Genomic DNA, 23,467 nt, shown 5'->3' on the forward strand with positions numbered 1-23,467 from the left:
GGCTGAATCGATGAACCGACCGATACTCGCTCTTCCCCTTGTCCTGTTTCTCGTCGCGTTTCCCTCCGCGGGGAGCGCCCAGGTAAGGGGCACCGCGATGGGCAACCTCGTGACCGTGATCTCCGACGGACCGTTCGACACCGCCCGCAACCCCGCCCTGCTCGCCCTGCAGCCGGCCGACCACGCGGCCGCCGCCTTCGTCCGCTACCGGGCGGTGGACGATTCCGACATCGATTATAATTCATCATTACCAATCAGCGTCGGCGAGCCGTCAACATTCAATGCCGGCGGCGTGGTTTCGTATTCGATGAAGCTTTCAGGTTCCGTGCTGGGGTTTGTCTTCGGAGAGATGGCGGGAGACCTTGTTTCCTATAGAGAATCGAGAAATACATTCTATGCCATAACCGAAGAAATTGAAAAGGAAAAGATATTCGAGGTCAACCCGTCGCTGGCCGTGGCGCTTGCCCTTCCGCTCACCGACGGCTCCTCAATCGGGTTCCAGCTTATAACGGCCGTCGGGTACAAGCGCGCGGACAAAACAAAGGACTACTTGAGCGGCCCAATAATCGCCAGCCTCGATACTCAGAAAACCGACCAGTCACTCTCGGCACGTGCAGGTTTCGGGTATTCATTGCGGACGCCCAAAACACAGGCTGGTTTTTTGCTGCGTTCGGGCACGATAACCCTGAGGAAGCAGGAGCTCGAGTACAATCACGTCGAATATGATCTCGCGGCTCCGGAAATCAGCGGCTCGAACAGCACCCCGTATAAAGCTTATTACACCGAAAGCCCCCAGTTCGTCGTCGGCGGCTATCACCGCCTCTCGCCGCTCGTCGGTTTTGCGCTCGAGGCGGCCTATATGCTTTCAAACACATCGTACAACAGGGAGCGCGATCTCACAACGAGCGTGTTGGACGGCGGCAGTGATTCCATCACCCCGTTCAGCCGCAATTTCACCATCACCACCGACGCGTCGATGCAGTTCAAGGGCGGAATCGAATTCAATGTGATGGAAGGGCTCGCCTTCACCTTCGGCACCGGATACGACTACCGGGAATCCTCACAGGAGAGCGAGACCATCGGACGCGTCAGCATTCGTTCGAAGATGGAGATACTCTACGCGACGCTGGGGGCGCACTATTCACTGAATCAGGCCACCGGCATTTCGGTACTCGTCTCCGGCGGACGCTTAAAAATGGACGCGAAGCTCGAACAGGAAAGCCTGTATTCGATCGATATCGACAGCACGATCATGATCGTCGACGCCGGTATCGCCATCACCACGCGATACTGATACGGGCCCTCAGCACATCACCTCGCTCAGAAACCTCTCCACGCGCCGGAATACTCTCTGCGAGCCCTCGCCGTTCACTATGCCGTGCCGTTCGGCATAGAGCCTGCAGAGCTCCTTGTCGGTGCCCCCGATCAGATCGAAGATCTCGATACCGCTCGCCGGGTTCACCACCGGGTCCTTCGATCCCTGCACGATGAGCGCGGGAACATGAAGGTTTTTCAGCCGTTTCTCGACGACATCCATGAATTTTTCGAGCTCGGCGACCCCGCTTATCGGGTTTCGGAAATAGTTTATATGGCGGTTCTCCGGTTCGTTCTTCACGTACTCCATCTTTCCCCGGCCAACGCGCAGTTTATTCAGAAAGCTGTTCCACAGCACCACCGTCGAGGCCAGGCGCGAACCGATGTTGTTGACCTTGAGCGGAGCGTTGATCGAAACAACACCCCTGAATGCATCCGGCCTGTTGATCGCCTGGAAGAGCGCCACGCCCGCCCCGGTCGAGAATCCCGCCACCGCTATTTTTTTTACGGTGTTTTTCAGCACGATCAGGCCGCGATTCGCCGACTCGTACCATTCTTCCCACTTCCTCGAGGCGAGGTCCTCGGGGGCGGTGCCATGGCCCCGCAGACGCACGCCGTACACCGTGTATCCCGCCCGGTACAGGTACTCGCCGAGCGCGCGGACCTCCTCGGGCGCCGCCATATAGCCGTGGATGAGAAGAATGCCCCTGCGGCCGAAAAACCGTTTTAAAAAAAACGGCCTGCCGATGTTCCGGGGCTTGCTCTCGCCGTCGAGGTAATATTTTTCGTAATCGCTTTCGAAAACGTCTCGGTCCAGCTCGAGAAACCGCTTCCTGATTTTTCTACGGACCAGGCACGACGGAAGTCTCATAACCGAATCGAGGGCCGAGGCGACGGCCCCAAGCGGTTCGATCTCGTTTTTAAGCACCTCGACGATATTGTCCCGGCGTATGTCGTGGAACTCGTACGGCCGCGAGAAGCGCTCGCGGTTTTTATAGATGGCCTTCCCGTCCTCGACAACAAGCCCGTCCGATTTCGCCGCGTCCATAAAGCTCTCGAAGCGCCCGTGCGCATCTCCCGTAAGGAGGTAGCGCTGTTTGAGTGAAAGCGAGGTGTGCGCCGATTGCATCGGATGTCCCTGCACCCGGTCGATCGCCAGAAACGCCCGATTCTTGAAATCCTGCACGTCGATCCGCTTTCTCCTGTATTTCTCGAGAAGGTAGGCGAAGACGTGGTCGTGGTTAACCGTGGTCATACCGTATATCGACTCCATATAGCGCTGCATAAGCGCGAGCGCCTCCCGCCCGAATTGGAGTGCGCTCTTCGTCTCCTCCCCGGAAATATAGAGCGCGTGGTCATGCACCCGTCGGTCGTACCTTCTTCCCGACAGGTACGCGCCCGGGGCTATGGGCGGCCCGAAGTTGATGTCGATATCGACCCCCTCGCTGAGCATCGTCCCTTCAACTTCAAGCTCCTCCTCTATACGGTCGGGGAGTTTTTCCACGAAAAGGTGGGCCAGCCTGTTGACGATGTTGTTCCGGGCGCGTATCGGGAAATAAGTGATATTGACGGGTATTATAACGCTTTCGATTTGCGCGCTCTCGACCGCCTTTTCGCGCGAAGCTATTTCGAAATGCGCCATGTATTCATTCACGCCCTCGGTGTAACCGGTTTCGAGAAAATGCCTGAGCTTCGCCCGATAGAACTCGGCCCGCAGCGCCAGAAGTCCCGCGCCCGTGTGCGGCGGGCGGCGGATCCCCGCGTTGTAGATCATGAACTTGCCGCGCTCGACGAGCTTTTTGTCCTTTACCATCTGGCCTTCGGGGAAGATCATACACGAGTGGTCCCCCCGAAGCAGCCCGCCTATCATCTTCCGGTCGCGTTCGGGGTCGCGCGTCGAAATCGCCCCGAGCTTCTCGAGGTATTTTCCGAAGCCGCCGCTGAAAAAGTCAACGTGGGCAAGTGCGAACAGGTCCATCCCAGCCGCCTTTTCGATGATGTACGGAAGAAAAAAGGTCTCCATCCGCGTGAAATGGTTCACGACGTACACCGCCGGTCCGGCGGGCAGGTTCTCATCCCCGTGAGTGCGGATATCGGCATTGGTCGCCTTGATCAGGGCCTGCAGCGCGAGCTTGGTTACTCCCTTTACAAAACCAGAGGTCTTCTTCATCCCGCCATCCTCATTCCGTAATCAACTGTGCTTTGACATAACCGGGCGATACCCCCGCCCTCTCTGCGCCCGCGGGGCAACGGCACCAAATTTAATGCCTGCCCGCCAGGTAGTCGGCGATGATCTCGCCGTGGTCGAACGCCATGTCGGCCGGCATTTCACCGGGAGAAAACACCGCCGCCTCGGCCGCGTCATCGGCCCCGGCGGGCGTTCCCGTTGCGCGCGCGACAAACACGGTGCTGATGGTATGCCCCCGCGGGTCGCGCCGCGGGTCCGAATAGGTGTGGAACTGGCGCACCAGCTCCACTCGGAGCGAAGTCTCCTCAAGCGCCTCCCGTACCGCCGCCGCCTCGAGCGATTCACCGTAATCGACGAAGCCCCCCGGCAGCGCCCATCCGTACGGAGGGTTTTTGCGGCGGATCAGCACAATCCCCCTTCCCCCGTCCGGGCGCCCTGTTTCGATGATTAGATCGACCGTCGGCACCGGGTTACGATACGCGTTTGCCATACTTTACGCGCTCCTCCTGTCGAAATAACGCGTCAGCGTCACCTCCCGGCCATCCTCGTTGAAGGAAACATGAAAAACATTCCGCACGAGATGAAGCCCCACACCGTGAAAATTCTCAAGCAGTTGCTCTCCGATACTAACCGGGACATCGCCGAGATATTTCCTCCAGTCGAAACCACGCCCTTCGTCGCGGACGGTGTACACAACCTTGTTTTCGTCGAGCACGTAGGACACATGTACCTTCCTGTTTTTCAGCAAATCCCGGTCCGACTCGGTGATTACGACGTCCCAGTAATTTCCCTTTCTCTTTTTCAATTCCGTCTTTCTATCGAAATCTATTTCAAGGTTCCCATGCTCCACGGCATTGATAAGGACCTCCTGCAGAGCCATCTGCACCAGGTAAACCTGGCCACGGTTCAGGTATCGCTGAAGGTTACGCGTAAGCCGGTATGACAGGCTGTACAGCAGCGTTAGGTTGTTGTCCATTACATAGTGGCTCGTTTCGCGTTCCAGGAACAGACTTGTCAGGTTATCGTCCGACACCTGGCGGCCCGTTACCAGTATGTTCTGGAGTTCTCCTTCCTTCAAAATGGGAATCATGCGAAAGCTTACGGTGCGTATCTCCCCGCTGGAACAGTCCCGCAGCGGGCAGGTGAAATCGGCCTCGTTTCCCCAGAACACGTCCCTGAAGCGGTCGAGCAGGATGTATCCGAGGTGTGAGTCCTTTTCGAAAAAACTCCGGTCGAGTATCTGCCGCAGGGGCTTTCCGACGAGCTCTCCTTTCGGAACGCCGACGAGATTGTCGAAGTTCCGGTTGAACGCGACGATCTGGCCGAACATGTTGAGCACCACGAAGATCTCGTCGGTATACTCCATCATCAGATTTTTCCACCTGATCTCATAGCTCAGGTCCTCGATCGAGGCCCGCATTTCGCCGGCCTTTTTCCGGTAAATCCAGATCGCCACGGGTGATACGACCGAAAGAATGACCCACAGCAGCACCACTTCATTAAAAGAAGGGAGCCGGCGAAAAAGCACCAGCGAGGACGCGAGCCAAATCAGGGGAAGCACGACGACATTGGTCGCCAGGAAAAGGGCGAGACCGCCGGTCAAGGCCATCGTGCCCGCCTTTCCGAAACACGTGGAGAGTACACGGGCCCGCAACGAGGGGGGGCGTGCTCTTTTATAATTATTTTCCGATATCAAGAATTACTTCCTTTCAGCCACCGCCTGCCCCAGTGAGACCCGAAAATCCAAAATAAATCAAGCAGATTTGTCCCGGCGAGCGCATATAACGCCATAAACCAACTCGCCGCCAAATGAAGGCTTCCGATGGCTTATGCCGCATGCCGGGCGGGTTTACCGCCTCAGTCCCTAATCCGAAATCCATCCCGCTCCCCCGCCGCGGAAGAGAGGGCGGGCGGCGCTTTCCATTCAGTTTCATTACCCATGGTAATTGTTCTTGAAAAATTCGATAAGCCGCTTTATAGCTTTTACATTGTAAAAGGATCCCCCCGGCAGGTACCGAGGCGGTAAATGGACAAAGAACATCTTGCGCTGATGATCTTCGATCGAATCGACAAGTTCGGCGGCAGGACGGCGATGCGCTACCGTTCACCATCGGGCTTGAAGGACATCACCTGGTATAGCCTGGGCGAACAGATCATGAGTATCGCCAAGGCCCTGATAGAGTCGGGCATCAACGAGGGCGACCGGATCGGAATTTACGCGCCGAACTGCCCCGAATGGCACCTCGCCGATTTCGCGATCGCCGCAGTCGGCGCCGTTTCCGTCCCCGTTTTCAGCGGCCATTCGACGGAACAGCTCGAGTATATCGTCAACAGCGCCGGCATCAAGCTCCTCTTCGTTGGAGACGAGGAACGATACAACAGGGCGATGACCTTCTACCTCTCGTCGGATTACCTGCAGCGAGTCATCATTTTCAGCCGGCTCGCCGCGCACACCGCCGTGGCGCAAAACCAGTCGCTTGCGGATTTCCTCGAAATGGGCCGAAAATCAAAGCGGGAGAAAGACGTCCGTAACCGTCTTTCGCATGCCTCGAGCGACGATTACGCCAGCATCATCTATACGCCGGGCACCATGGGCGAGCCGAAGGGGGTAATCCTCACTCACGCCAACTTCTTCCATCAGGTCAAGTCACTCGCGAAGCTCTTTCCCCTGATGGAAACGGATACTTCTCTCTGTTACCTCCCGCTCAGCCGCGCGCTCGAGCGTACGTGGTCGTATTTCATTCTGAGCCGCGGCGCTGTCAACTGCTACTGCGACGACCATCGCATGGCATGGGAGTACATGCTCGATGTCCAGCCTACCTGTATGGCCGCGCCCCCGTCATTTTACCAGAAGCTCTACGCCTCCATACAGGAGAGCATGGCCGCGGATTCACCCCTGCGGCAGGCGATGAGCCGCTGGGCAATCGACACCGGAGCAGTCCTGGCGCGCTACATGCTCGAAATGCGGCCGTATACGCGCGGATTGCGCCTCCGCCACCGGCTGACCGCACTCATCCTCCGGGAGAAAATACTGCGCTTTGTAGGAAGGCGCGTACGCTTCCTGATCTGTGGCGGCGTGGCTCTTCCCCGGAAGATCGAGGAGCTTTTTTACGCGGCCGGTGTCCAGATATACCAGGGCTACGGCCTTACGGAATCGGCTTCATTTGTCGCGATCAACTCGCCGGGGAATTTCATGTTTGGCACCGCCGGCAAACCGCTCGACCAGTGTGAGGTCCGGATATCCGATCAGGGGGAGATCCTTGCGCGCGGGCCCAACATAATGGCCGGTTACTACAAGGTTAGAGGCGACACCTTTGACGCTTTCGACGAGGAACGGTGGCTGCGGACGGGAGACCTGGGCGTTTTCGAGAACGGCTTCCTGCGCTATTTCGGCCGAAAAACTGCTTGAAAAATCTCATTCCCTCTCCAAGCATGCCTTTTCCCGTGACGTCGGTTGAAAGAGCGGTATACTCGTCGTATCCTGAAGCCGGACGTTCCCGTCTATAAAATAATCGGGGAAAAGGAATCGGAGGTGCGCACCCGGTCCGGCGTACGGCAGACAATCCCCGCGCGAATACGACCCTGCGGACCGGAAAAGTATCATACTGATTGAGCGATGAAATCAAAAGCTGACAAAAACGGAATCATCATCTACGACACCACCCTCAGGGACGGTGCGCAGACCTTCGGCATCTCGTTCTCCCTGCACGACAAGATCCGTATAGCCCGCGAAATCGACCGCATCGGGATCGATTACATCGAAGGCGGATGGCCTGGTTCAAATCCCAAGGACGACATCTTTTTTTCGGAAATTCGAAAGACCGATATCGGCCACGCCAGGATTGCCGCATTCGGCTCGACCATCCGTCCGCGCACAAAGGCAAAGGACGACCGGCTTCTGCAGGCGCTGGCAGGGTCGGGAGCCGATACCATCACCATCGTCGCGAAGACCTGGGACTTCCACGTCACCGGCGCGCTCGGCATCACCTTGGAGGAGAATCTCGCGCTCATCAACGACACGGTGGCCTATCTGAAAGACCTTGGCTTCGAGGTCTTTCTCGACGCCGAGCATTTTTTCGACGGCCACCGGGCCAATCCCGGTTTCGCACTTTCGGCCATCGCGAAGGCCGAAGAGGCGGGCGCCGACATGCTCGTACTCTGCGACACCAACGGCGGCACGCTCCCCCACGAGATCGAGGCGGTGACGCGGGCCGTCGTTCAGTCGGTAAAGTCGCCCGTCGGCGTCCATTTCCATAACGATGCCGGGGTCGCCGTCGCCAACTCCATCGCGGCCGTGATGTCCGGCGCCCGATCGGTGCAGGGCACCATAAACGGATACGGAGAGCGCTGCGGCAACTGCGACCTGACATCCTTCATCCCCAACCTGGTGCTCAAGATGGGCCGCACCTGCGCCGCCGCGTCCTCGCTCGCTCACCTCACCGAGGTGAGCCGATATGTCAGCGAGATCGCCAATCTCGCGCACAACGAGCGCGCCCCCTATGTCGGCGACAACGCCTTCGCCCACAAGGGCGGCATACACGTTTCGGCCCTGAAAAAAGACGCCTCGACTTACGAGCACCTCGATCCCGCGCTGGTCGGCAACAGGAGGAAGGTGCTGGTGTCCGAGCTCGCTGGAAAGAGCAACATCGAATTCAAGGCGAAGGAGCTGGGTATAGAACTCAAAGAGGGCCTGGCGCTTCCGGCAAAAATCCTCAGGCAGATCAAGACCCTCGAAGACCAGGGGTTCCAGTTCGAGGCCGCCGAGGGCTCGTTCGAGCTCATCATCCGCAAGGCCACCGGCGAATACATCCCGTTTTTCAACCTCAGGGGCTTTCGGGTAATCACCGAAAAGGACGAGAATAACGTGCTGACCTGCGAGGCGACCATCAAGGTCGAGGTGGAGGGCACCGTCGAACACACGGCGGCCAACGGCGTCGGTCCGGTCGAGGCGCTTGACAACGCCCTTCGCAAGGCGCTCGAGAAGTTCTACCCGGAGATCGCGGAGATACAGCTCACCGACTACAAGGTGCGAGTCCTCGACGAAAAGGCCGGCACCGGCGCCCAGGTGCGGGTGCTCATCGACCAGAAGCGCCGCGCCTCCCACTGGGGCACGGTCGGCGTTTCGCAAAACATCATCGAGGCGTCGTGGCAGGCGCTCGTGGACGGCATCGAATACATGCTCTATAAAAAGAAAATGACCGGCGAACGGAAAACCGGCGATGGATGACCGTCCCGTGGGTATATTCGACTCCGGGGTCGGGGGGCTGACCGTCTGCAAGGCGATAAGGGATCTCCTGCCGTCGGAGAACATCGTCTATTTCGGCGACACCCTGCGCTTCCCGTACGGCACCCGCTCGATCGACACCGTAATCCGCTACTCCCGCGAGATTACGGATTACCTGGTATCGCGCGGCGTCAAAATCATCGTCGTCGCCTGCAACACCTCCTCGGCCGCGGCGCTGGAGACCTTGAAGAATGAATTTCCCCTGCCCGTCATCGGCGTCATAGAGGCCGGGGCACGCGCCGCGTGCGCCCGCGCGTGCGGGGGGACCGTCGGCATCATTGGAACGCGCGCCACGGTGAACAGCGGCTCGTACGTACGCGAGATACAAAAGCTTTCCCCCGGCATGAAGGTCGTCCAGCAGCACGCGACCCTCTTCGTATCGCTCACCGAAGAGGGATGGATAGATGACGAGATCACCCGTCTCGCCGCCAGACGCTACCTGCAGGAGATGTACGACGGTGGTGTCCGCAACCTCATCCTGGGATGCACGCATTTTCCGCTTCTGAAAAAGGCCATCACCGACGTTTTTCCCGGCATGGATCTCATCGATACGGGCGTCGAGATCGCCCGCGAGGTAAGCGCCATCCTGAAGGAAAAAAGCCTTGAAAATCGGGAAGGCCGCGGTGATATTGAGTTGTACGCCTCGGACCTTACCGACACCATTCAGCGGCTCAAGTCCGTGTTTTTCGGTGACAACGGTTCAGAGATAAAAAAACTGGTGATTCCCGGCTGAAGGCAATGAAAATAACGAAGCATATCGCTCTCTTCGCGCTCATCGTATTCGCCTCGACCCCCGCTTCCTATTCGTGGGAGCCCTTCGACAGGGTCATCGCCGTCGTCAACGACAGGCCCATCGTCGAAAGCGAGGTGGCGGGCAGGCTAATTCGCCTTCAACAGAAAAAGAACGTTCCGCGAAACCGGCTCGCCTACGAGAGGAGCAGGCTGCTCGACCGGTTCATCGAGGACTCCATAGTTCTCCAGGAGGCCGAACAGCAGTCCATCGTCGTCAGCGACGAGAAGGTGACCAATCATATTAAAAAACTCATGGGCCGCATGAACATTGCCTCGATGGACGATTTCAAGAAGCGTGTTGAAAAGGTCGAGAACGTCCCTTTCGACGAATACAGGGAGGATGTCCGCAAATCCCTCATCACCGAACAGGTTATGTCGCTGGCCATCGGAGTGACTCCCCCCTCCCGCAGGGAGGCCATGGACTGGTACAACGCCAATAGGGTCAAACTCGGCTTCGAAGTCAACGTGAAACATATTCTCATTCGGCCCAAAAACGCCTCGCTCGGAGAGGAAAAGCGCGTGATCGCCGAGATCAACGCGCTTCGCCAGCGCATTGCCCGCGGCGAATCCTTCGAACAGCTTGCCGCCGCGCACTCCGAGGACCCGGGTACCTCCCGGAAGGGAGGAGCGATCGGGTGGATGTCGCTTGCGGAACTCGACCCCTATTTCGCCAACCAGGTTTTCCAGATGAAGGACGGCCAGCTCTCGGGCGCCATCAAATCCGGTTTCGGATACCACCTGGTCAAATTCCTGGGCAAGAGGCCCGTAACCTTCGACTCGGTCGAGGACAGGATCGTCAGCATGCTTTTTCAGCAGAAGCTCGACGAGCAGTTCGCAAAATGGGTGGTGCAGCGCCGCAGGGAATCCGAGGTTCGAATCTACATGGAAGACTACGTAAAGGCGTAGGAGGCCGCGTTGAAAGTCGATGCCCTGCTGTACATAGAAGACGGCCTCGCCGACGCCGACCTTGCCGTGGCCGGGGAATTCGTCCCCGACACGCTGCGGAACGCGCTTCTTACACTTGGCGTATTCGCCGCAGTCCACGTAACCGCGCCCGCGTCGTATTCCGGCGCTCTTGCCGGCACGCCCGGCTTCAGCGTCAGGAGCGACCGCGACGACGTCGCCTTCTGGAAACGCCTCTTCGCCGAAACCGGGGCGGACCATATCGCGCTCGTTTACGCCGACTCGCCGTTACTCGATCCCGAAATCATACGGGACATGCTCGGCGTTCACCTTCGCTATCTGGCCGAGTTCACCTATTCCGAGAACCTCCCGCGCGGATACTCCTGTGAGATCATCTCGCACGAGCTCGTCAAATCGGTGCCGGAATCCGACGGCACCATGCTTCCGCTCTCCGAGGTCGTCCGCTCGAATATCAACCAGTTCGACGTGGAGCTCTATTATCGCGATCCCGACATCAGGGAAAAACGCCTCTCATTCCGCTCGGGCGACCGGCGCGAACGGCGCATCATTGAAAATATCCTCTCCATCACAGGCAAAAAGCCCTCCTATGCGGAGATCGGGGACATAATCACCGCGAACCCTCAGGCGCTTCACGTCGGACCGTCATATCTCGAAATAGAGCTGACCGGGCGGTGCGATCTCGACTGCGTATTCTGCTTTCGGAAAAAGCTCTCCGCCGAGCGCGGGGATATGCAGACAAGTGTTTTTGAGCGGCTTATCGAGGGGCTTGCATCCTTCGGCCTCCCTTACTCACTCTGTTTCGGGGGTTCCGGAGAGCCGCTCATGCACGGATCGTTCTTCGAGCTTACATCGCGCGCCCTGTGCGAACCGCTCCTTAAAAATCTCATCCTCGAGACAAACGGTCTTCTCGCCGGGGAGAACTTCGCCTCCTTCGTCCGATCGGCCGGCGACGGGAGGCTCCGCGTTATCGTCAACCTGAACGCGATCGACCCGGCGACCTACGCGGCGCTCCACGGGGCGGATCACTTCGAGCGGGTGCACCGCAACGTACTCGCGCTCAGGGAGGCCCTGCCCGCGAAAGAAAGCCTCTATGTGCAGATACTTAAAATCAATGAAACCGAGCCCTTCCTGGACCGCTATTACGACGCCTGGGAAAAGAACGGCGTTGCGATCATCCTACAGAAGCAAAACACCTATCTCGGTATGATCCAGGACCGTCGCTACAGCGACCTCTCTCCGCTCGAGCGGATTCCCTGCTGGCACCTTCAGCGAGACTGCTACGTCCTCTCAAGCGGCGCCGTCGCCTTCTGCAGGCAGGACGTCGACGGCGCTTCAGCACGCGGCACGCTCGCGAACGAGACGCTCCAGGCCGTCTGGGAAAAGTCGCGGGAATCGTTCGTGCGTGACTATAAGGGCGAACTGTCCTCCCGGCCCGATTGCCGCTCCTGCGACGAGTGGTATACCTTCAACCTCTAATTTAAGCCCACAGGAAAAACAAAATGGTTGTAAATGGAGTCGTAAACGGCAGAAAGCTCAAACCGCGCGTTACCGCGGTAATTCAGGCGCGCATGCGGTCAAAGCGCCTTCCCGGAAAGGCGATGCTCGAGCTGGCCGGCAGCCCGATGCTCGCCCATGTCATCGACCGGGCCCAGCGCATCGAGGGCGTCGAGGGCGTCGTCGTGGCCACCAGTATCGGCGAGGAGAACGCGCCCATCATTGAGCTCGCCCGGTCGATGAGCGCGGGCGTCTTCGTGGGATCGATCGACAACGTGCTTGAACGCTATTACCTCTCGGCCCTCGAATTCGGCGGGGACTACATCGTGCGCGTAACCGGTGACAACCCGTTCACCGACCCCGAATATGCATCAATGGCCGTCGAGATAGCGCTCGAATCGACCGCGGACCTCTGCTCTCTCTCCAATTTGCCGCTGGGCACCGCAGTAGAGATCATCAAACGCGAGGCCCTCGAGGAGGCCTATAAGCAGAACAGCAAGGCTTATCACCGCGAACATGTAACCCCGTATATAAAGGAGCACCCCGAGCTCTTTCGTATAGAACGGCCCGCGGCCAACCTCAGGAATCCCCATCCCGACCTGCGCCTCACGGTCGACACCGAAGAGGACTTTCGACTTGCGGCTACGCTCTATGAAAACCTGTATCATGGGGAAGTGTTCCCGCTTGCGGACGTCATACAGTACGTAAAAAAACACCCCGAAATAATTTCGCTTAACGCCGGGATCGGCCAGCGCTCCATGCGGCACGCGGAGAGCGGGAATGCCTGAACCGCTGATCGCCATCCTCACCGGATGGGACGGCGCTCTCGGCCGCGGCCACGTCCAGCGGATGGCATCGCTTCTCAGCCATTTAAACGTTGATACCGGCATGCGTGCGACGCTTCTGGCCGACACCTGTCCCGATTTTTTCCCCGACGAACTGCGCCGTCACGTTCGGACCGGGCCGGATGGCCGCGTTTCGCTCTTCGTTCGCGACAGGCGCGATTCGACCATCGAGGAGATTCGCCGCTTACAAAAATCGGCCCCTGTGCTCTGCGTCGACGACCTGGGTCCGGGGCGCGAGGCCGCCGACTACGCCGTCGACCTGCTGCCCAATCCGTCTTCGAACGCGCCGCCCCATCAATCTGACCGAGGGCTCTTCCTTTACGGGTACGGCTTCCTTTCCGCGCTCGAAAAGCTCGGAGACGCCGTCATGGAAAAGAACATCGACTACACCCTTTACGCCGGGGCCTTTCCGGCCGACGAGTACGTGAACTTCCTCGTTTCGCTTCTCCCTCCGGACGCCCGATTCGCCGTGTTCCGGGGAACGGGGTCGTTCATTCGCGACGGATCAACTACGAAGTCGGTCGGACAGGATGACTACGCCCGTCTCCTCCTCTCGTCCAGGGTGTTTATTTCGCACTTCGGCATCGCCCTCTACGAGGCCCGCGCGGCCTCATGCCGCCTGGTCGCTATCAACCCCTCGGAATACCATTCCCGCCTGTGCGATATCGCTCCCTCCGATCTCGGCATCCGGAACCTCGGAACGCGCGGCACACTGGATGCCGGATCGGCCGCCGAGGCAATCCGAGATTTCGCCTTCGCCCCGCACGGTATGAAGTTCTCCGCGGCGGACGTACACGCGGCCGCTCGAGAAAATCTTGACAGGTTCTCCGGGCTGCTCAGAAATATGGTCTAAGGAGCGGCCACGGGGGAGCGGACAACTCCAGCGCACTCTTATCCGGCCGACTGACCGAGCATCAGCACGACAGGAGCGGGCACATGGGCGACAACGTCGTTTACAAGATATTGAAAGACCACCTCCTCGAGGGCCGGCTCGTCCCGGGAAGTGAGATCGCCATCCGGATCGACCAGACACTCACCCAGGACGCCACGGGCACCATGGCGTATCTGCAGTTCGAAGCCATGGGCATACCCCGCGTGCGGACCGAGATCTCGGTCTCCTATGTCGACCACAACACCCTTCAGACCGGTTTCGAGAACTCCGACGACCACCGCTATCTCCAGACCATGAACGCGAACTATGGCATCCATTATTCGCGCGCCGGAAACGGCATCTGCCACCAGGTGCATCTCGAGCGTTTCGGGAGGCCCGGGGCCACCCTCCTGGGATCGGATTCGCACACACCCACGGGCGGCGGGATCGGCATGATCGCCATCGGCGCGGGTGGCCTCGACGTGGCGGCCGCGATGGGAGGCGGTCCGTTTTTCCTTGCATGTCCCCGTGTTATAAACGTGCATCTTATCGGCAGGCTCCGCCCCTGGGTGAGCGCCAAGGACATCATCCTCCAGGTGCTCGCGACACTCACGACAAGGGGCAACGTTGGTACGATGATCGAATACACAGGCCCCGGCGTCACGACGCTCTCGGTGCCCGAGCGCGCCACCATCACCAACATGGGCGCCGAGCTCGGCGTCACCACGTCCGTTTTCCCGAGCGACGACATAACCCGCGAGTTCCTTCGCGCGCAGGCGAGGGGAAGCGCCTGGCGCGAGGTGTTGCCCGATCCGGACGCGACGTACGAGCGCACCATTGAGCTCGACCTGGCGAAGCTCGAGCCGATGATCGCTTGCCCGCATTCGCCCGACAATATCGAGAAAATCTCCACCCTCAAGGGCATGAAGATCGATCAGGTCGCCATCGGAAGCTGCACCAATTCTTCGTACCGAGACCTCGCCACCGTATCGGCGATATTGAAGGGACGCAGGGTGCACCCCGACGTTAGCCTCGCGATAGCGCCGGGTTCACGCCAGGTCTTCGAGATGATTGCGCGCGACGGATCGCTCGCCGAAATGATCGCCGCGGGGGCGCGCATAATGGAATCGGCCTGCGGATTCTGCATAGGCGCCGGACAGGCCCCGCTGACCGGGGGCGTGTCGCTTCGCACCAACAACCGTAATTTCGAGGGGCGCTCCGGCACCAAATCCGCGCAGGTGTACCTGGTGAGCCCCGAAACGGCGACCCTTTCGGCGCTCGCCGGCGAGCTCGTCGATCCCATGGACATGCCGTCGGATATGTACCCGGCAATAGCCTCCCCTCTATCCTTTATCATCGACGACAGTATGATCATTCCGCCGTCCGATATAAGGACGCCCGTCTTCCGGGGACCGAATATCGGCGAACCGCCCCGTACCGACCCGCTCCTCGATACGATCAAGGGCATAGTTCAGCTGAAAGTGGGCGACAAGATCACCACCGACCATATCATGCCCGCCGGCGTGCGTCTCATCTATCGCTCCAACATCCCGAAATACGCCCAGTACGTTTTCGAAAATGTCGACCCGGCTTTCTCCGCACGGGCGCTCGCGGGAAAAGCGCAAAGCCTGTACACCGCCATTCTCGGAGGTCACAGCTACGGCCAGGGATCGAGCCGCGAACACGCGGCGATCTGTCCAATGTATCTGGGGGTGCGCATCGTCATGGCCAAGTCGTTCGAACGGATTCACGCGGCGAACCTGGTTAATTTCGGCATACTGCCGCTCGTGCTCGCGAACGAGTCGGATTACGAGCTCATTTCGCAGGGACAGGAGTTCGCGGCAACGGAGCTTCATTCGCGCGTTTCGGGAGAAGGCCGGATCGGCATACGGATCGGCGGAAGGGAATTCGAATTCGATCTTCAGGCCACGCGTCGTCAGCGCGATATCCTGATGGACGGAGGGCTTCTAAACTACACGCGCTCCCGCATGCGATAACGGCGCACAGGCGCCGTCGGAAATAAGGTCGATGATCTTGACGTTGACCAGACAGAAGGGAAGCCATCCCTTTTTCTCGGCCTTGTCGTGCGAGATGACCAGGTGCGGCATGTACTCGGGCTCGAACGGCTCCCGGAGCAGCGCCCAGCCGATCTCGTTCATCAGCCGGTTTCCCTTTCTGCTGTTACACCACCTGCACGCGCACACCAGGTTCCTCCAGCTCGCGAAACCGTCGGTGAGCACTCTGCCGGTAATCGACTCCCATCTGCTGCGCGGAATGACGTGATCGACGGTAAGCTCTCGCATGGAATACCGGCGCCCGCAGTACTGGCAGGCCATGTCGTCGCGGTAGATGACGTTAAGCTTCGAGAAGGCCACCCTTTTTCTCGGGAAGCCGCTGTAACCGACCACGGATATAACCGAGGGCATGCGGATCGACAGGGACGGCGAGCGCACATACCGGTCTTCCTCGAGTACGGATACCGCCTTCATGGACGTGAGCAGGCATATCGCCTCCTTCACCGAGGTGACCCGTATCGGAATGAATCCCGCGTTAAGCACCAGCACTTCCGAGGTCAACATCTCTATTCGTCTCGTCACGTTGAAATTAAGAACCCATAGCTTTCGCTATGGGTTCGAGCTTCGCACCTTTGTGGTGAATGTGTTCCGTTTTTTTCGTTTACTCATCGCTTCCATGGCACGCACCCGCCTCAATGAGCGCCATACGACAGACCTCCAATAATTAAAACTTTAGCCTGTTTGTCAAGTTAATTTTTCCGCCGCGGAACCGGCGGCGAATTGCCATCAATGTAATTTTTTCTTGAAAAATTTCATTTTTTGCCGTACTGTCTGCCTGGTAACGAACACATCACGGGAACAGGGAAACCAAATGAATAATAACCATATCCGGCGCGCCGCGTATCTCGCGTTGATCCTACTGCCGCTGGCCTTCGCACTATCCTGCCGACTCGATGTCCCCATCCGAGAGATGACCCGCGCGAAAACCACAATTGGACGCGCGATAGAAGTAAAGGCCGAAAAGTACGCCCCCGAGGAGTTGAAACAGGCCGAGGCCTCCCTGCTTAAAAGCCATGAATACATAACCGCCGAGGACACTAAAAAAGCCGCCGATGAGGCGCTGAAATCCATCAGCCGGGCGGAGGCCGCGATCGCCAAGGCCCTTCCTCTCCTGGCCGCCGGGTCCATGGACGAAGCCGGAAAAGAGTACACCGAAGCGGAGGCCCTTTACGCCGAGAAACTGGCACCAGAGGAATTCACCGCGGCGGGCGATTCGCTCAAACTGGCCGGGGCGCGATCAACGGAGCGGGCGTATTGGGAGTCCCATCTTGCATCGCTCGAGTCCAGAAGACAGAGCGCCGCGGCGAAATCAAAAGCCATGACGGGGCTTCCCGGCATACGGAGCGAAATGGACCGCATCCGTACCGAATCCGACCAGCTTAAAAAGAACCGGGGGACCGAATTCGCCGCCGATGAGCTCGCGGCCATCGACGAAAAGCTCGCAAAAGCGGAAACCGCGCTGGCTGAAAATTACATCAAAGAGGCCGCCGGAGTCCTTGCCGGAAGCGATGAGCTTCTGACCGCGGCCACTGAAAAGACCTATGAGGCTCTCGCCCGCGAGAGCCTCGCCGCCGCCGAAACCGCGCTTGTCAGGGCCAAAGACACCGGCATGGACGATGAGTTCTCAACCGAAATCCACAGCGCCGGCTCGCTGATCGTCGAAAGTAAAACGCACCTCGGAAACAGGGCCTTTCAGAATTCCCTCGAAAAATCCGGGGAGGCCATCGCGATTCTGAACGCGATGGCGATCGCCATCGAAAAGAAGGCCGACGAGGCACGGCTTGCCGCGGTAGAAAAAGCCGGCGAATATACGGATGATAAATCGGTTTCCCCCCCCGGAGAGGACGATACCGATTTCATACAGCCTTCCGTCAAGGAATACGTGGTAAAATTCGACCCGAAAAAGCGGGACTGTTTGTGGCGCATCTCGCTATACGTCTACCGCGACGCACGCCTGTGGCCGCTCATCTACGTCGCCAATCGGGATAAAATCAAGGACCCCGACCTCATCTTCCCCGGACAGAAGTTCGCGATCCCACCCATTCCAAGGAAAAAAAAGGGAAAGGCCGTGGAGGCGGAAATCATAAAAGACGCATCCGGGAAAACCGCCGAAACGCCGCTCGGCCCGGTGGAAAACGACAAGGCTGACCGGCCGTCGGAATAGACCGCGCTTGTTCCGACAATCGTTAGCCTGCCTGTTACTGCTCCTCCCGGCGGCGCTTTTCGCACGGGACATCAACCTGGACGAACTCTATTTCAGGAAGGATTCGCTCCGCGCACAGCGCCTCGCCATACAGAAGCTTGACGCCTATCAGAGCGTGCAGGCGCACCTGGTGGATAGCAACGTCATATTCGCGGGATGGCTGTCCGGGCCGGAACTTTTCTATATTCAGGAAGTCCCCGGCCTCGCCGGCAACATTCTCTTCCAGTACAATGCATACAGGCAGCGACGTGCCGAGCGCACCCGTATTCCGGGTATCATCACTGCGGTGCGCACAAGCCCCGATGGAAGCTTTCTCGCCCTCAAACGCCTGATACGCAAAGAGGACGTTGTTCCCAGCGGAGAGACCGTCATCTACTCATTCCGAACGGGAAAGACGAGCATACTGCCCACGGCGACCGGCTTCCTCGATTTCGACATCCCGTCCGGAGAACCGGCCATTGTCTACGAAGCCCCCGCCGGAATCACCGAGTACCATCCGGATACCGGCAGGACCAGGCTCCTGATCGAAAAGCGGCGATATGCCGATATCGCCGTGCCGGGCGGCACGACCATGGCGCTGCTTTCCCCGGACCGGCGCAACACGCTCGTCCTTTGCGGCGGCGGCGGCAGCTACGCCGCGCGGCTCTACGGCGGCCGGACCTCCTTCCCGATACCGGGCATCAGTTCCGCCTCCGAGACCTTCTGGGTGGACGCTCATACCATTGCATTCCGCTCGGGAGCACCCGGCAGCTATTCGGTGCGCCTCTACGACGTACGAAATAAAACCGTCGTCACCCTGCTGTCCTCGTCGCTGAACACCTCGCTCAGCTACTCTCCTCACGCCGCAACGCTTTCGTTTCTAAACGACCAGGTGATCTGTCTTTACGCGGTCCATGACGGAAAGACCCTGATCACCGGAATTGAGGGCGAGGACGTGAGTTTGTCAGCTTCCGGAAGCCGTTTTATCTCGCTTTTCAACAGGCGCCTCTTCATCGTCAACATCGAGCTCATGAAAAAGAATGAAATCCTGTTGAGGAGGTCATGGGCCTCGCTCCTCGCCTCCTACAGGGAGCTCTCTCTTGACAGGCGATACTGGGAAAACGAATATTCGCTTGATTATATCCGCCGGAAGATTAGGCTGTACTCGTCTCTTATCGACGGCTAATTTGCACTTCCGGAGGGTATATGGACAGAAACCTCGCACTTGAAGTGGTGCGAGTCACCGAAGCGGCTGCATTGTACGCAAGCCGACTTATGGGAAGGGGTGACGCTGAACTGGCCAACCGTGCGGCCACCGAGGCCATGGCCAAGGTGTTTTTATCGGTCTCTATCCGGGGCTGCATCGTAAGCGGCGGCGAATACGGCGACAGCCCCTTCGCCAGGGGAATGATGGTCGGCACCAACTCCGGTTCCGAGGTCGATATCACCATCGCTCCACTCGACGGAAAAACGACCTGCGCAAACGGCGGCAACAACGCGATCGCCGCGATCGCCATGGGCGAAAAAGACTCACTTTTCGGCGCTCCCCAGATCTATATGGAAAAGATCGCCGTCGGGCCCGAGGCGAGGGGAGTCGTGGACATCACCCAGCCACCCGAGATAAACATTAAACGGGTCGCGCGCGCCAAGGACAAATATATCGAGGACGTGACCGTGTGCGTGCTCGACCGCGACCGCCACCGCGACCTGATCGCGAGCATCAGGCAAACCGGCGCTCGCATCAAGCTCATCAACGACGGTGATATCTCGGGAGCGGTGGCGACGGCCATGGACGGCAAGTCGATCGACATCCTGATGGGAAGCGGCGGCGCAATGCAGGGAGTGGCGGCTGCCGCGGCGCTTAAATGCCTCGGAGGAGACATTCAGGCCCGCTTCATCTACCGTAACGAGGACGATAAAAGGATGGTGCTCGATTCCGGGGAGAAAGACCTTGACAGGATATACGGCATCAGCGATATGGCCAAGGGCGATATCGTCTTCGCGGCGACGGGCATCACCAACGGGGAGCTCCTGCCGGGCGTCCTTTACGTGTCCGGAGGCGCTCAGACCCATTCCGTCGTAATGCGATCGAAGACGCGCACGGTTCGTTTTATAACCGCCATGCACCAGTTCGACTACAAGCCCATGTACTGAGGCCCTTCGCCGAAGCCGGAGGGCCCTTAAAAAATATCGGAGCGCACAAAATGAAATTCTTTATCGACACCGCAGACATCAACGAAATCAGAAAGGCCCGCGAGGTCGGTATACTCGACGGCGTCACCACCAATCCTTCCCTGGTAAGCAAAATCAAGAGGCCCTACATCGAGGTGCTTGCCGAAATCGCACGCGAGGTCGAGGGACCGGTATCCGCCGAAGTCATCGCCACCGATTCGTCCGGAATCGTAAAAGAGGCCAGGGAGCTGGCGAAGATCGGCGGCAACGTTGTCATCAAGGTGCCGCTCATAGCGGAGGGTCTTAAGGCGGTTAAGACGCTGAGCGGCGAGGGAATCAAGACCAACGTCACGCTGTGCTTCAACTCGCTGCAGGCGCTCATGGCGGCGAAGGCGGGCGCCACCTATATCTCGCCGTTCGTTGGGCGACTCGACGACATATCCTCCGACGGAATGGACGTTATCGATGAAATCGTTACGATCTACGATAACTACGGTTTCGACACCGAGATCATCGTGGCTTCGGTCCGCAACCCTCTCCATATAAAGCTCGCCGCACTGATGGGAGCCCATATCGCGACCATCCCCTACCCGGTCTTCGAGAACATCGTCAAACACCCGCTCACCGACATTGGCCTTGCGAAATTTCTCGAGGATTATAAAAAGGTGCCGAAATGATGAATAGCTGACTGCATTTGCACCCCAACCATTATTAAAAATAAAGCCGAAAATAGTATTGCTATTAATACCGCGATGTTTTCTATTTGTGCATTTCGTTCGCAACATCAGGGTTCGGCCTTTGTATTTCAGGAGAATATTGTGAAACTCACTCTGGTCAACAATAAGGGAAATCTCGAATCACTGCTGGCGGAAACGGCGAGGGACATCCCGCCATCAGGCATACGCAAGTTTTTCGACATTGTCTACTCGACCCCTGACTGCATATCGCTCGGCGTCGGCGAACCCGATTTCGTCACCCCCTGGAGAATTTCCGACACAGGCATCTTCGCCATCAAGGACGGGTATACCCATTACACGCCAAACAGGGGCCTGCTCGAGCTGCGCAACCTCATAACCGCAGCCATCGAAAAGCAGCACGGCGTTTCTTACAGCCCGGAGGACGAGGTCGTCGTTACCATGGGGGTATCCCAGGGCCTCGATATCGCGCTTCGCAGCATCGTCAATCCCGGCGACGAGGTCATCATCATCGAGCCCTGCTACGTTTCGTATGAGGCCAATATCCGCCTCATCGGCGGCGTTGCGGTGGGAATACCGAGCTTCGCCGGCGAGAATTTTAGGATCGACATCAACCGCCTCAAAAAGGCGATTACACCTAAAACGAAGGCCATTCTTCTCAATTATCCGTCCAATCCCACCGGTTCGAGCATTGACTCCGACACCATGACGGCCATCGCGCGCATTGCGGTAAAAAACAATCTAATCATCTTCTCGGACGAAATCTACTCGTCGATTATCTACGAAAACGAGCACAAATCCATCATCTCTCTTCCGGGAATGAAAGAACGCACCGTTTACCTTAACGGCTTTTCCAAGTCACACGCCATGACCGGCTGGCGTCTTGGATATGTAGCGGGGCCGCAATATCTCATCGACGTGCTGCTGAAGATACACCAGTACACCGCGCTCTGCGCCCCCTCCATTTCACAATACGCCGCGATCGAGGCCGTGCAGAGCGCCGACCGGGAGGTTGCGCACATGCGCGCCGAGTACACCAAGCGGCGCAATTTCATCGTCAGCCGGTTCAACGAGGCGGGACTCCCCTGCCTCTCTCCACAGGGGGCGTTCTACGTTTTTCCGGACGTCTCGCCGACCGGTCTGTCCTCCGAGGATTTTGCGATGAAACTCCTCAATGAGCAGAAAGTGGCCGTGGTGCCCGGCGGAGTTTTCGGCGCATGCGGGACAAATCACATCCGCTGCTCCTTCGCCAATTCCATGGAGAACATCAGGACCGCAATGAAAAGGATTGATAAATTCGTTAAAAGCCTGTAGCCGGTTCGTATGGTCTACCTTATCGACGGATTCAACCTCATCTACAAATTCCCCGACCTCGAAGGCCTGATGTACCAGGGGAGGCTTTCGGATGCGCGGCGCGGCCTCCTCGAAAGACTGAGGGAATACATAAAAATCACCGGCGACAAGATACGGATCGTATTCGACGGCCAGAAGGAAAAGCTCCTTGAAATCAAGAACGAGCGGCTCGGCACCATCGACATCTATTATTCACTCGAGTACAGCGCAGACTTTCTGATCAAGCAGTTCATCAAGAAGGACCTCAATCCCCGCATGACCACGGTCATCACCTCGGACAAGGACATCGTCCGTTACGTTACGCGCTACCGCGCACGGGTTAAAACCAGCGAAGAGTTCGCCGAAATGCTCACGAAGGCCATGGAGAAATGGATGGAGGAACAAATCCCCGAGAAAAAGGACGACCCGAGGCTCGACCAAGAAGAGATCGCGTTCTGGGAGAGGCTGTTCAGGGGCAGGAAGAAACAACCCACGGAATTGTGATTGGTGGAGCGATGCACGCTCAGCGCCGAACCCCCGCCGCCAGGACGGCCGCGCCTATCGCTCCGTTTTCCTGTGCGCTCGTGGAAACCTCTATCGGGCTCTCAAGTTTTTTCTCGAGGGCGTCCACTACTCCGCGGTTCTTGGCCACGCCGCCCGTCATCATAATCGGCGGCACCACGCCCACCCGCTTCGCCATGGCGACCACCCTGGCCGCAATGGACTCGTGTATTCCCGCGATGATGTTGTCACGGCTTTCGCCCTTGGATATAAGCGATATGACCTCAGATTCGGCGAACACCGTGCAAAGACTGCTTATCTTGGACGGGTTTTGGGACCTGAGAGAAAGAGCGCCGAATTCATCCAGGTCCACCTCCAGGGCGCGTGCCATTACCTCAAGAAACCTTCCGGTTCCCGCGGCGCATTTGTCGTTCATGGCGAAATCCTTGACCCTGCCGGTATCATCGACCGCAATGGTCTTGCTGTCCTGTCCCCCGATATCGATTATGGAGCGGATGTGGGGATTGAGATAATGCGCTCCCGCGGCGTGACAGGTAATTTCGGTGATCGCCGAATCCGCGAAACTCACGCTGTTTCGACCGTACCCGGTGGCGACGATCCTTTCGACCTCCGAACGCGCGATCCCGAGCTCCGAAAGTATCTCTTCGAGCACCCTGTTGCCGGCATTCTCCGCCTGGTAGCCGGTAAAAATGACCCGCGTACCGAGTATGCGGTTGTCTTTCAGTACGGCCGCTTTCGTGGTGATTGATCCTATGTCCATTCCAATCGTCAGCATCA

General features: G+C 58.3%; 20 protein-coding genes. 15 read left to right on the forward strand and 5 right to left on the reverse strand.

Going from position 1 to position 23,467, the window contains the following annotated elements; genetic code table 11:
* Positions 1-10: 10 nt before the first annotated feature.
* Entirely contained in the window at positions 11-1,294 is a 1,284-nt protein-coding gene (locus tag VLM75_07085) for a hypothetical protein (protein ID HSV96681.1), read from the forward strand.
* A gap of 9 nt (positions 1,295-1,303) precedes the next feature.
* On the opposite strand, the gene VLM75_07090 is transcribed toward VLM75_07085, so the two are convergent.
* The 3 genes from VLM75_07090 to VLM75_07100 all read right to left on the reverse strand — a co-directional run bounded on the left by VLM75_07090 (position 1,304) and on the right by VLM75_07100 (position 5,111).
* A complete protein-coding gene (locus VLM75_07090; GenBank protein HSV96682.1) occupies positions 1,304-3,484 on the reverse strand; it encodes an alpha/beta fold hydrolase in 2,181 nt (726 codons plus the stop codon).
* A gap of 91 nt (positions 3,485-3,575) precedes the next feature.
* Positions 3,576-3,992 (reverse strand): NUDIX hydrolase, encoded by a 417-nt coding sequence (locus VLM75_07095; GenBank protein HSV96683.1) that lies wholly within the window; start codon positions 3,990-3,992, stop codon positions 3,576-3,578.
* Positions 3,993-3,995: 3 nt separating this feature from the next.
* Positions 3,996-5,111, reverse strand: a complete 1,116-nt coding sequence (locus VLM75_07100; protein ID HSV96684.1) for an ATP-binding protein — start codon at positions 5,109-5,111, stop codon at positions 3,996-3,998.
* Positions 5,112-5,528: 417 nt separating this feature from the next.
* Here VLM75_07100 and VLM75_07105 point away from each other — a divergent pair, with 417 nt between their 5' ends.
* The 8 genes from VLM75_07105 to VLM75_07140 all read left to right on the forward strand — a co-directional run bounded on the left by VLM75_07105 (position 5,529) and on the right by VLM75_07140 (position 15,709).
* Positions 5,529-6,911 (forward strand): AMP-binding protein, encoded by a 1,383-nt coding sequence (locus VLM75_07105; protein HSV96685.1) that lies wholly within the window; start codon positions 5,529-5,531, stop codon positions 6,909-6,911.
* 207 nt (positions 6,912-7,118) lie between these two features.
* The gene (gene cimA, locus VLM75_07110) at positions 7,119-8,729 is read left to right on the forward strand and encodes a citramalate synthase (protein ID HSV96686.1); all 1,611 of its coding nucleotides are present in this window, start codon (positions 7,119-7,121) and stop codon (positions 8,727-8,729) included.
* The gene (murI, locus tag VLM75_07115) at positions 8,722-9,519 is read left to right on the forward strand and encodes a glutamate racemase (GenBank protein HSV96687.1); all 798 of its coding nucleotides are present in this window, start codon (positions 8,722-8,724) and stop codon (positions 9,517-9,519) included. Before cimA ends, murI begins: the two co-directional genes overlap by 8 nt.
* Before the next feature lie 5 nt (positions 9,520-9,524).
* Positions 9,525-10,484, forward strand: a complete 960-nt coding sequence (locus tag VLM75_07120; GenBank protein HSV96688.1) for a peptidylprolyl isomerase — start codon at positions 9,525-9,527, stop codon at positions 10,482-10,484.
* Between the two features lie 9 nt (positions 10,485-10,493).
* On the forward strand, positions 10,494-11,978 hold the full coding sequence (locus VLM75_07125; protein ID HSV96689.1) for a spiro-SPASM protein: 1,485 nt from the start codon (positions 10,494-10,496) through the stop codon (positions 11,976-11,978).
* A 23-nt stretch (positions 11,979-12,001) separates the two neighbouring features.
* Positions 12,002-12,784: a glycosyltransferase family protein gene (locus tag VLM75_07130; protein HSV96690.1), complete on the forward strand. Its 783-nt coding sequence runs from the start codon at positions 12,002-12,004 to the stop codon at positions 12,782-12,784.
* A complete protein-coding gene (locus tag VLM75_07135; GenBank protein HSV96691.1) occupies positions 12,777-13,694 on the forward strand; it encodes a hypothetical protein in 918 nt (305 codons plus the stop codon). Before VLM75_07130 ends, VLM75_07135 begins: the two co-directional genes overlap by 8 nt.
* Before the next feature lie 83 nt (positions 13,695-13,777).
* Positions 13,778-15,709: an aconitate hydratase gene (locus VLM75_07140; GenBank protein HSV96692.1), complete on the forward strand. Its 1,932-nt coding sequence runs from the start codon at positions 13,778-13,780 to the stop codon at positions 15,707-15,709.
* On the opposite strand, the gene VLM75_07145 is transcribed toward VLM75_07140, so the two are convergent.
* Positions 15,680-16,291, reverse strand: a complete 612-nt coding sequence (locus tag VLM75_07145) for an HNH endonuclease (protein HSV96693.1) — start codon at positions 16,289-16,291, stop codon at positions 15,680-15,682. The genes VLM75_07140 and VLM75_07145 overlap by 30 nt on opposite strands.
* A 307-nt stretch (positions 16,292-16,598) precedes the next feature.
* Here VLM75_07145 and VLM75_07150 point away from each other — a divergent pair, with 307 nt between their 5' ends.
* The 6 genes from VLM75_07150 (at position 16,599) to VLM75_07175 (ending at position 22,672) form a co-directional block, all read left to right on the forward strand.
* Positions 16,599-17,951 (forward strand): hypothetical protein, encoded by a 1,353-nt coding sequence (locus VLM75_07150; protein HSV96694.1) that lies wholly within the window; start codon positions 16,599-16,601, stop codon positions 17,949-17,951.
* 7 nt (positions 17,952-17,958) lie between these two features.
* A complete protein-coding gene (locus VLM75_07155; protein HSV96695.1) occupies positions 17,959-19,155 on the forward strand; it encodes a hypothetical protein in 1,197 nt (398 codons plus the stop codon).
* Positions 19,156-19,175: 20 nt separating this feature from the next.
* The gene (gene glpX, locus VLM75_07160; protein HSV96696.1) at positions 19,176-20,123 is read left to right on the forward strand and encodes a class II fructose-bisphosphatase; all 948 of its coding nucleotides are present in this window, start codon (positions 19,176-19,178) and stop codon (positions 20,121-20,123) included.
* 50 nt (positions 20,124-20,173) lie between these two features.
* Positions 20,174-20,818 (forward strand): fructose-6-phosphate aldolase, encoded by a 645-nt coding sequence (gene fsa, locus VLM75_07165; GenBank protein ID HSV96697.1) that lies wholly within the window; start codon positions 20,174-20,176, stop codon positions 20,816-20,818.
* 141 nt (positions 20,819-20,959) lie between these two features.
* Positions 20,960-22,150, forward strand: coding sequence for an aminotransferase class I/II-fold pyridoxal phosphate-dependent enzyme (locus VLM75_07170; GenBank protein HSV96698.1), 1,191 nt, complete (start codon positions 20,960-20,962; stop codon positions 22,148-22,150).
* 9 nt (positions 22,151-22,159) lie between these two features.
* Entirely contained in the window at positions 22,160-22,672 is a 513-nt protein-coding gene (locus VLM75_07175) for an NYN domain-containing protein (protein HSV96699.1), read from the forward strand.
* Positions 22,673-22,691: 19 nt separating this feature from the next.
* Here the strand turns inward: VLM75_07175 and VLM75_07180 are convergent, their stop codons facing one another.
* On the reverse strand, positions 22,692-23,465 hold the full coding sequence (locus VLM75_07180; protein ID HSV96700.1) for an acyl-CoA dehydratase activase: 774 nt from the start codon (positions 23,463-23,465) through the stop codon (positions 22,692-22,694).
* Between the last annotated feature and the right edge of the window lie 2 nt (positions 23,466-23,467).

The sequence above is a fragment of the Spirochaetota bacterium genome, from assembly GCA_035477215.1.
Lineage (GTDB): Bacteria > Spirochaetota > UBA4802 > UBA4802 > UBA5368 > MVZN01.